The organism is Pseudomonas sputi, assembly GCF_021603585.1.
GTDB classification, from domain to species: Bacteria; Pseudomonadota; Gammaproteobacteria; order Pseudomonadales; family Pseudomonadaceae; genus Aquipseudomonas; species Aquipseudomonas sputi.
Window position 1 is genome coordinate 1 of the sequence record NZ_BQHI01000051.1, and the last position, 9725, is coordinate 9725.

General features: G+C 61.4%; 8 protein-coding genes and 2 pseudogenes. 3 read left to right on the top strand and 7 right to left on the bottom strand.

Going from position 1 to position 9725, the window contains the following annotated elements:
• A pseudogene (locus L6D81_RS29090) lies at positions 1-351 on the top strand (hypothetical protein); the annotation flags it as partial.
• 126 nt (positions 352-477) lie between these two features.
• Here the strand turns inward: L6D81_RS29090 and L6D81_RS29095 are convergent.
• Positions 478-1377, bottom strand: coding sequence for a LysR family transcriptional regulator (locus L6D81_RS29095; RefSeq protein WP_236182976.1), 900 nt, complete (start codon positions 1375-1377; stop codon positions 478-480).
• 162 nt (positions 1378-1539) lie between these two features.
• Here L6D81_RS29095 and L6D81_RS29100 point away from each other — a divergent pair, with 162 nt between their 5' ends.
• Complete coding sequence (locus tag L6D81_RS29100) at positions 1540-2556, top strand: alpha/beta hydrolase (RefSeq protein ID WP_236182977.1); 1017 nt, start codon at positions 1540-1542, stop codon at positions 2554-2556.
• 63 nt (positions 2557-2619) lie between these two features.
• Positions 2620-4047: a mechanosensitive ion channel family protein gene (locus L6D81_RS29105; RefSeq protein ID WP_236182978.1), complete on the top strand. Its 1428-nt coding sequence runs from the start codon at positions 2620-2622 to the stop codon at positions 4045-4047.
• A gap of 58 nt (positions 4048-4105) precedes the next feature.
• On the opposite strand, the gene ycaC is transcribed toward L6D81_RS29105, so the two are convergent.
• The 6 genes and pseudogenes from ycaC to L6D81_RS29135 all read right to left on the bottom strand — a co-directional run.
• Positions 4106-4732: an isochorismate family cysteine hydrolase YcaC gene (gene ycaC, locus L6D81_RS29110; protein ID WP_011333417.1), complete on the bottom strand. Its 627-nt coding sequence runs from the start codon at positions 4730-4732 to the stop codon at positions 4106-4108.
• Between the two features lie 69 nt (positions 4733-4801).
• Positions 4802-6640 (bottom strand): amidohydrolase, encoded by a 1839-nt coding sequence (locus tag L6D81_RS29115; RefSeq protein WP_236182979.1) that lies wholly within the window; start codon positions 6638-6640, stop codon positions 4802-4804.
• Between the two features lie 45 nt (positions 6641-6685).
• Positions 6686-7312, bottom strand: a complete 627-nt coding sequence (locus L6D81_RS29120; RefSeq protein ID WP_236182980.1) for an antibiotic biosynthesis monooxygenase — start codon at positions 7310-7312, stop codon at positions 6686-6688.
• Positions 7305-7721, bottom strand: a complete 417-nt coding sequence (locus L6D81_RS29125) for a DoxX family protein (protein WP_236182981.1) — start codon at positions 7719-7721, stop codon at positions 7305-7307. Before L6D81_RS29125 ends, L6D81_RS29120 begins: the two co-directional genes overlap by 8 nt.
• 216 nt (positions 7722-7937) lie before the next feature.
• On the bottom strand, positions 7938-8309 hold the full coding sequence (locus L6D81_RS29130; protein ID WP_236182982.1) for a DUF6124 family protein: 372 nt from the start codon (positions 8307-8309) through the stop codon (positions 7938-7940).
• Between the two features lie 389 nt (positions 8310-8698).
• A pseudogene (locus L6D81_RS29135) lies at positions 8699-9725 on the bottom strand (hypothetical protein); the annotation flags it as partial.

The window sequence follows — 9725 nt, forward strand, 5'->3', positions numbered from 1 at the left end:
GGCGGGGGCGGTGGCAGCGGTGGCAATGGGGGTGGTCACGGCGGCAGCGGCAGTGGTGGCAATGGAGGGGGTCACGGCGGCAGTGGCAGTGGTGGCAACAGTGGCCACAGCGGCAGTGACCACGGATCAGGCCATTCCGGCAACACGGCGTCATCGGGCCGTAGCGGCACGCATTCAGAGCCCGGCGACGATCATGGTGTGCATCGGTCCGGAGAGGTCGGCGATGACCACGGTGTGCATCGCGCCGGTGAAATGGGTGATGACCACGGTGTACACCGCGCTGGCGAAATCGGTGATAACCGTGGCGTACACGTTGGCGGCGAGCCTGGCGATGACAAGCGCGCCAACTAAATCACTTTGAAACGCCCTACCCCTGTGGGAGCGGGCTTGCCCGCGAAAACGTCAGGTCCGTCACGCCTGCATTGACTGATCCGCCGCTTTCGCGAGCAAGCCCGCTCCCACATGGTTTTGTAGCGCTTACAAAACGCCTTTTGTCTGATCCAGCCGCTCCCGCAAAAACTCGATCAACGCCTGCACCGGTCGCGACGCCTGACGATGCTGCGGATACACCGCCGACAGCGTCAACGGCTCCGGTCGGAACTCATCCAGCACTGGCACCAGCCGCCCGTCTTTCAGCGCCGCGCCGACAATGAACGTCGGCAGATAGGTAATCCCCATCCCCGCCACCGCCGCATCCCGCAGCAACTCACCGTTGTTAACGCGCATCCGCCCGGTGACATTGACCAGCAGCGGCTTGCCCTGCCCCGCATTGAACCGCCACTGCACCGAACGCCCGTGGCCGTAAGGCAGGCAGTCGTGGCCGAGCAGGTCTTCCGGTTTGACCGGCGTACCGCGTTCGGCCAGGTACGCAGGACTGGCGCAGTACACCCGCTCGATTGACGCGATGCGTCGGGCGATCAGGGTCGAGTCTTCCAGCACGCCGATGCGCAGCGCCAGGTCGTAACCTTCGCCCAGCAGATCCACCGGCCGGTCGCTCAGGTCCACCTCCACCGTGACCTGGCGATAGCGCTGCAGAAACGGCGGCAGCAAGCAGCCCAGATGGGCCAGCGCAAACGACAGCGGCGCACTCACGCGAATCGCCCCGCGCGGCTCGGCAGTCTGCCCGGCGATGCCCTGCTCCACCGATTCGACTTCACCGAGCAGGCGCAGCGCCGATTCGTAATAGCTCTGGCCCAGTGGTGTCACGTCCAGGCGTCGGGTCGATCGATTGAGCAATCGCACGCCGAGGCGCTCCTCCAGCTGCATCAGGCGACGGCTGACGAACTGCTTGGACAGGCCCAACTGATCGGCCGCCGCCGTGAAGCTGCCGGAGTCCATCACCTGGCAAAAAATACGCATGTCTTCGAACGGGTTCATTGTCACTCTCTGGTTGACAGTTAAACGCTTTATAGCCGCTTTTTCACTTTCCGGCACCTGATTAATCTGTGCTCATGGTGTTGCTGAGGCCTGAAGCCCAGCGCCACAGCAGCCCGATCCCAAGGCATACAAAAACTCAAACGACTTAAAAAGGATTTGCCCATGAACATCAAGAAAACCCTCGCCGCGTCCCTCCTCGCCCTGTCCATCGGCAATGCATTCGCCGCCGAAGGCACTGGCGTCGAACACACCACCCAGGCCTTCCTCGACGCTCTCGCCGCCGGCGGTGGCAAGCCGCTGGAGCAACTGAGCCCGAAAGACGCCCGTGCGGTGCTGACCGGCGCTCAGGCTTCGGTGAAGGTTGACCTGTCCGGTGTCGAAGTCAGCGACAAGGCGATCAAGGTCGATGGCCAGACGATCAACCTGAAAGTGGTGCGCCCGGCCAAGGTCAAAGGCGAGTTGCCGGTGTTCATGTTCTTCCACGGTGGCGGCTGGGTACTGGGGGACTTCCCGACGCACCAGCGCTTGATTCGTGATCTGGTGGTGGGCTCTGGCGCGGTGGCGGTGTACGTCGATTACACGCCGTCGCCGGAAGCGCAGTACCCGACCGCGATCAATCAGGCTTACGCCGCGACGAAATGGGTAGCGGAACACGGCAAGCAAATTGGCGTCGACGGCAAGCGTCTGGCGGTGGCCGGCAACAGCGTCGGCGGCAACATGGCGGCGGTCGTGGCGTTGATGGCCAAGGAACAGAAAACCCCGGCCCTGCGCTTCCAGTTGCTGATGTGGCCGGTGACCAACGCCGGCTTCGATAACGGCTCGTACCAGCAATTCGCCGAGGGCCACTTCCTGACCAAGGGCATGATGCAGTGGTTCTGGGACAACTACACCACCAACCCGGCCGAGCGTGCGCAGATCCATGCCTCGCCGCTCAACGCCAGCGCCGAACAGCTCAAGGGCCTGCCCGCCGCACTGGTGCAGACCGCCGAGTTCGACGTGCTGCGTGACGAAGGCGAAGGCTACGCCCGCCACCTCGACGCGGCCGGTGTAGCGGTGACCTCGGTGCGTTACAACGGGATGATTCATGACTTCGGCCTGCTCAACCCGCTCAACGGGATTCCTGAAGTCAAAGCCGCCGTGCGCCAGGCCGCAGCGGAACTCAAGACCCATCTGAACTGAGTGCAACCCCTCGCCACACCTTCGGGTGTGGCGTTTTCTTTTGTGCCCGCCGGAGTTCATCCCATGAGCCTTTTTTCTGCCCACCTGCTGTCCTGGAGCGCCCTGCTGCTGGCGCTGGACGCCCTGCTCTGGCATCTCGCGCCGTTCAAACACCGCGCCCTGAGGGTCGGAGTGCGGCTGGTGCTGTTTCTGGCATTCAGCGCGCTGGCCATCAACGCCGGCGTCAGCCCGTTGCAAGCGCCGCTGTTTGCCGATGACCCGGTGGCGCAGCTCGGGGCGACGGCGCTGGGGATTCTCTGGTGGCTGTACGCCGCGCGGGTGCTGACCGAAGTCATCGGCCTGATCCTGATGCGCCGCATCGGCCACAGTGGCCGCCTGTTGCAGGACGTCATCGGGGCGCTGGTGTTTCTGGCGGCCATCGTCGCAGCGGCCGGTTATGTGCTGGATCTGCCGGTCAAAGGCCTGCTCGCGACCTCCGGGGTGGTGGCGATCGTCATTGGTCTGGCGCTGCAAAGCACCTTGGCCGACGTGTTTTCCGGCATCGTGCTCAACACCACCAAGCCGTATCAGGTGGATGATCTGGTGGTCATCGACGGCGTCGAAGGCAAGGTGCTCGACATCAACTGGCGTGCCACGCACCTGCTGACCAGCACCGGCACCCTGGCCGTGGTGCCGAACTCGGTGGCGGCCAAGGCCAAGATCGTCAACCTCAGCCGCCCGATCAACCTGCACGGCGTGTCGATCAGCATCAAGGTGCCGAACCACATCCGCCCACGCCGGGTGCTCAACGCCCTCGACCGTACGCTGCAAGGCAGCAGCAGTTTGTTGTTGTCGCCAGCGCCGAAAGCGGTGCTCAAGGAGGCCGGCGAAGAAATGTCGGAATACGTGGCCAGCGGTTTCATCGCCGAGCTGGGCAAGAAAAGCGAGGTGCGCAATCAACTGTTTGACCTCGCCCATCGTCATCTCGAAGCGGCCGGTATTTCGCGGCACCCGGACGGTGTGATTGAACCGTCGACCCGCGCCCGCGCCTTGCTCGATGAGGTGAAGATCTTCCGCTCGCTGAGCCATGAAGAACGCGATCGCCTCGCCGAATCGATGGTCGCGCAGCAGTACAGCGCCGGGCAGGTGGTGCTCAATCTGGAGGAAGTCCCGGACAGCCTGTTCGTGATCGCCACCGGCGTGGTCAGCGCCAGCGTGCCGGACGGCAATGGTTTCACCGAGGCCGGGCGCATGGGGCCGAGCGAGGTCATGGGGGAACAGAGCATCCTCGCGGATACACCTTCGCAAGCGACGTTTACCGCGCTGACGTCTTCGATCATTTATCGCCTCGACAAGAACCTGACTCGCCAGTGCATGGAACAGCGCAGTGAAGTGGGTCGGGCGTTGAACAAGTTGCAGGCAGTGCGGCAGCAGAACAGTCGGTTGGCGTTGATGACCAAACCGGCACCGGTGAAAAAAGGTGGATTTCTGGGCTGGTTGCAAAAGCGCTGAGCCCTTTTCTGAAGGCAAAAAGAGGCCCGCCATTTTGGCGGGCCTCTTCGTTACAAGCTTACTTGGCAGTGAACTTGGTGTAGCTGTTGATCAGGTTACGGTAGTTAGGCAGACGCTGCGACAGCAGATTCGCCAGGCCTTCCATGTCGTTGCGCCAGTCACCCTGCAGCTCGCAGGCCACAGCGAACCAGTTCAGCAGGTGTGCACCAGCCGCCGACATGCGCGCCCACGCCGCCTGTTGCACGGTGGTGTTGAAGGTGCCGGAAGCGTCGGTGACCACGAACACTTCGAAGCCTTCGGCGATGGCCGACAGGGTCGGGAACGCCACGCACACGTCCGTCACCACACCGGCGATGATCAGTTGCTTGCGGCCGGTGGCCTTGATGGCCTTGACGAAGTCTTCGTTGTCCCAGGCGTTGATCTGGCCAGGGCGGGCAATGAACGGCGCGTCCGGGAATTGCTCTTTCAGCTCAGGCACGATCGGGCCGTTCGGGCCGGAATCGAAGCTGGTGGTGAGGATGGTCGGCAGGTTGAAGAACTTGGCGATGTCGCCCAGTGCCAGCACGTTGTTCTTGAACTCGTTCGGCGAGAAATCCTGTACCAGCGAGATCAGACCGGTCTGGTGGTCGACCAACAGCACAACGGCATCGTCTTTGTTCAGGCGCTTGTAAGGAACGTTGCTCATGTGAAACTCCTCGATGGATGGATGTTGCGGGGAGCGCCGCTCACGCAGAGCGGCGCTTTTTCAAAAGGATCAGAACGCGAAGCAGGAGCAACCGAACGCGCCCCAGAAACCGGCAAAATCGCTGACCGGCGCATTCGACATCCGTGCTTTTTCGTGGCTGTGGGTATGCACCGCGCACGGGCCGCTGCACTGGTGCACCTGGGCCTGCAAGGGCGAATTCGGGCGCCAGTGGCCCGGAACCTTGACCACCGGCGACCAGTCCGGCAGCACCGGCAGCGAACGTGGGCCGAGGTCTTCGAAGTCGCCAGCGGCGTACACGATCTTGCCGCCAACCACGGTCATGACCGACTCGATCCACTTGATCGCTTCTTCTTCGACGCTGAAGAAGTCCGCGCTCAGCGCTGCCAGGTCCGCCAGTTGCCCGACCTTGATCTGACCTTTCTTGCCCTGCTCGGACGAGAACCAGGCGCTGCCATGGGTGAACAGCTCCAGCGCGGTGCTGCGCGGCAGTCCTTCTTCGTACAGCGCCAGACCGCCCACGGTGCGGCCGCTGACCATCCAGTACAGCGAAGTCCACGGGTTATAGCTGGAAACACGGGTGGCATCGGTGCCGGCGCCGACCGGTACGCCTTCGGCGAGCATGCGCTTGATCGGTGGCGTGGCTTCGGCGGCTTGTTTGCCGTAACGGTCAACGAAGTATTCGCCCTGGAACGCCATGCGATCCTGAATCGCGATGCCACCGCCCAGCGCCCTCACCCGCTCGATGTTCTGCGGGGTGATGGTTTCGGCGTGGTCGAAGAACCACGGCAGACCATTGAACGGAATGTCGCGGTTGACCTTCTCGAACACGTCGAGCATGCGGCTGATCGATTCGTTGTAGGTGGCGTGCAGACGGAACGGCCAGCGCTGCTCGACCAGGTGGCGCACCACCGGCTCCAGCTCCTGTTCCATGGTCTGCGGCAGGTCCGGGCGCGGTTCGAGGAAGTCTTCGAAGTCCGCTGCCGAGAACACCAGCATTTCCCCGGCGCCGTTGTGGCGCAGGAAGTCATCGCCCTGATGCAACTTGACGCTGCCGGTCCAGTTCTGGAAATCGGTCAGTTCTTCTTTCGGTTTCTGGGTGAACAGGTTGTAGGCGATGCGCACGGTCAACTGGTCGTCTTTGGCCAGTTGTTCGATCACTTGATAGTCGTCCGGGTAGTTCTGGAAACCGCCGCCGGCATCGATGGCGCTGGTCAGGCCGAGGCGATTGAGTTCGCGCATGAACTGACGGGTCGAGTTGACCTGATATTCCAGCGGCAGTTTCGGCCCCTTGGCCAGCGTCGAGTACAGAATCATCGCGTTCGGCCGCGCCACCAGCATGCCGGTCGGGTTGCCGTTGGCATCGCGCACGATCTCACCGCCCGGCGGGTTCGGCGTGTCGCGGGTGTAGCCGGCCACACGCAATGCCGCGCGGTTGAGCAGCGCGCGGTCATACAGGTGCAGGATGAACACCGGGGTGTCCGGCGCGGCCTGGTTGATTTCTTCGAGGGTCGGCATGCGTTTTTCGGCGAACTGGAATTCGTTCCAGCCACCGACCACGCGCACCCATTGCGGGGTCGGCGTGCGGTCGGCCTGATCCTTGAGCATGCGCAGCGCATCGGCCAGCGACGGCACACCTTCCCAGCGCAGTTCGAGATTGTAGTTCAAGCCGCCCCGGATCAGGTGCAAGTGCGAGTCGTTGAGGCCGGGAATCACACAGCGGCCCTTGAGGTCGACCACTTGAGTGCCGGCGCCCTTGAGGGCCATTGCTTGGGCATCGTTACCGACGGCGACGAAGCGCCCGTCCTTGATTGCCACGGCGCTGGCGAGGGGTTTTTCGCGGTCTACCGTATGAAATTGGCCATTGAACAGAATCAGATCGGCGTTCATCGCAGTTCCTTCGAGATAAGTGAAACGAAGCCCGGACCCAGCGCTTCAGCGCGGTGGGTTGGCGTTGGATTCGAGGTGTTTGTGTGACTGACCGGCTTCCAGCCACGGCGCAAACAGGCGGGTCACGGGCGGCATGAACACGTAGACCACCGACAGCACGATGGTCAGGGTGATCAGGAACGTGGCGACCACGTAGTTGGACAGGAACGCATTGAGTTGCAGCAGCGGCCCCCAGATCAGCGGCACCAGCAAGGTGTGCGGCAGGATCACCAGCAGCGTCACCACGGCCTGCTTCCAGCGCGGTGGCGGTGAGCCGGCCTCGGCCAGCGGCGTGAACCAGAATTCGTTGGCCGCATTGACCTCGGTCTGGTCGCCGTCGGCGAGCATCGGCGCGGCTTCGTCGATCAGCGCCTGACGCTGCGGCGAATCGAGCCAGCGCTGCATCGCGTCGGTCGAGCAATAACGCAGCACGCAGGTGAACAGCGCGAGCCCGCCCTGCTGGCTGCGCATCACATCCACACCCAAGTGCCCTTCTTCGCGCCCCGCCACGCTGACGATGTTGCGCAGCCAGGCTTCGTAAGGCGCTTCAAAACCGGCCTTGACCCGGTGCTTGATGATCAGCGTCACGGTTTCTTCGGGTCCCGGTTTATTCAGGGTCTGGGCATCAGGCATAACGGAGCACTCCGGGCAAACGCACATTGAGCGCCAGCCGTCCGGGCCCGGCGATCAGAACAGTGGTAAACAGGATCAACAGCAACCAGCCGAACTGTCCCTCGGCCACACTCCATTGCGGATGCACGAGCAGCAGCGCCACCAGCAGCACAAAAAGAATAGGCAAGCACGCCAGACGCGCCAGCACCCCGGCGACGATCAGTAGTGGGCAGAGGACTTCGGCGAAGATCGCCAGCATCAAAGTGAGGTGGGCACCGAGGTGGAACGGGTCTTCGATTTGTTGCAGCTGCGCGGTGAAGTCCAGCAGCTTGGGCAAGCCGTGGACGAACAGCAGAAACAGTCCGCCGGCGACCCGCAGGAACAGCAGGCCGAGGTTTTGCGCCTGGTCATTGCGTTGTGCAGCGTTCATGGGCCCACCCTTGATCAATCATTGCAGGGAATAGTGCAATGATTGATCGAGGGGAAATTGGATGAGTGTGCTCTCTTTTTGAGGGCGCTATCGATCGTTCCCACGCTCTGCGTGGGAATGCCTCAATGGACGCTCTGCGTCCGCTCTTTGGGACGCGGAGCGTCCCGGGCTGTATTCCCACGCGGAGCGTGGGAACGATCAGTGAAACTGAGCAGTTTACAGCGGCGCCTCCGCCTTCAGTTCCAGATTATCCAGCACCCGATTCACCGCCAGCTCACCCAGCATGATCAGCTGCGCAATCCCCAACAGCACATGACGCTGCGGACCGTCCACCAGCCCGGCGAAGTCATTGGCCATGACCTTGGCCGAGGTCAGGGTTTCGCAGGCGTCGGCCAGCAGTTCTTCGCTCGCGATGCCTGGGGCGATGAGGTAGCGGGTGTTGGGTTTGAGCAGCGGTTTTCGGGGGAGCAGCGGATTGAGGTAATGGTCGAGGGCGCGTTCGGCGGCTTCGTGGAATTTCTTGGAATCGAGGGTTTCGTAGGGGGAAGTCGAATCGACTTCCGGAGGGTTTGGCGTTGGTTTGATCATGGCGAATCTCCGTGATTGGATTTAGCCGCCACGACTCATCGCTAAACAAGTAAAGGTGGCGGCTGTACGCAGGTTAGCGATCCGGGTCACAGAAACCCCGGGTAGACCCGAAGGTCTCCCACGCACAGCCACCATTACGCCAAGTGCAGACTGCAATTGGGATTGGGTGTTGTTGCGTCTGTATGGAGTCGGATCGCTAAACCCGATCGCTGTTTTTCAGCGACCGCCAAACAATAGAACCCGCCCCCAAGGCGCACAAGCCGGCGGATTCTGGCGGATACGTAGGCAAAGGCGCAAGGTTGCGTGGCTTTGCGGACATAACCTTCAACACTATTCAACATAGACTATCGTTGGCGTTGGGGTGAAACAGGTGTAAACCTATTTCAGGACTAGACATAAGCAAGAGCGTCGATTACTACCGGAATTTTCACCGCACCGTTTTCAATGAAAAGTTCGAAGTATGTCCACCCAGCAATACGTCTAACAAAGGTACCAGCGGGGATCGTATACCAACCGTTGACAGCCGCCCCCGTGAATGAACCCGTTGCGTTTCCATTTACGGTTGCCGGATGAATGGAAAGTGTACCGGTAAAAGTGGTGTTATTTACCCTCACTCCAATTATCTCTTCCAAGATCCTGCCTTGCCCATCATATGACCACGCACCTGTTCCCCAAATGATTAGCCACTGTTCGACTCTCACTACATGTGGATCTGAAACCGCGTCGGATCCACCAGTTGTTCTTATTGTGAAACTGTGGCGACCGTTACCCATATCGAGTGCATGTACAGACCACTCACCAGATCCATTTGCCGATGATTTACCTTTTGGTTCCTCACCATCGAATAGCTGGCTCTCCAGCCAAGCGGTGGTTTTCCCGAACACCGTGACGTTCCGATCGCTTGTTATCGCATTATCTGGGATCGACTGCCCTGATGCAGTTTGTATCGAAGTAATGGTGGGTTTAATGAGCGTTACCACCGCCAACAACCGATCATTGCTCCAGAGAGGGGTGCCCGGGTACAAGCGTTTCGCGACCAAGCGGCGAGGGCCTGGTGCCAGCGGGAACGTTTTTCCCCAGATGCCGGTTGTCCGGTCTGCGATTGCCGTGCCGATGATGACGGCGGTGGCTCCGTTTCCTTCCCAGATCTCGATACTTTGCCCTTTGCTTGCCTTGCCACTTACCGTCACGGTGGGGCTGACGGTTGTTCCGCCTGGCAGGATTTCCTTGCCCGCGTTGTCCAGAATCTTGTCGATGGTCTGTGTGACAACAGGCGTCACGGTAAGAGCCCACGGATCCGAGACCTGCCCCAAACCATACACCGCCTTGGCCGTGAAGCTGTGCGGGGTTATGCCCAACCCCGAGACCGTTTTGGTCCAGATTCCGGTAACCGGGTCTGCGGTTGCGTCGCCTTTA

Coding starts and splice junctions, on each gene's coding strand:
- L6D81_RS29095 (WP_236182976.1), bottom strand. CDS start 1,377: ATGAACCCGTTCGAAGACATGCGTATTTTTTGCCAGGTGATGGACTCC.
- L6D81_RS29100 (WP_236182977.1), top strand. CDS start 1,540: ATGAACATCAAGAAAACCCTCGCCGCGTCCCTCCTCGCCCTGTCCATC.
- L6D81_RS29105 (WP_236182978.1), top strand. CDS start 2,620: ATGAGCCTTTTTTCTGCCCACCTGCTGTCCTGGAGCGCCCTGCTGCTG.
- ycaC (WP_011333417.1), bottom strand. CDS start 4,732: ATGAGCAACGTTCCTTACAAGCGCCTGAACAAAGACGATGCCGTTGTG.
- L6D81_RS29115 (WP_236182979.1), bottom strand. CDS start 6,640: ATGAACGCCGATCTGATTCTGTTCAATGGCCAATTTCATACGGTAGAC.
- L6D81_RS29120 (WP_236182980.1), bottom strand. CDS start 7,312: ATGCCTGATGCCCAGACCCTGAATAAACCGGGACCCGAAGAAACCGTG.
- L6D81_RS29125 (WP_236182981.1), bottom strand. CDS start 7,721: ATGAACGCTGCACAACGCAATGACCAGGCGCAAAACCTCGGCCTGCTG.
- L6D81_RS29130 (WP_236182982.1), bottom strand. CDS start 8,309: ATGATCAAACCAACGCCAAACCCTCCGGAAGTCGATTCGACTTCCCCC.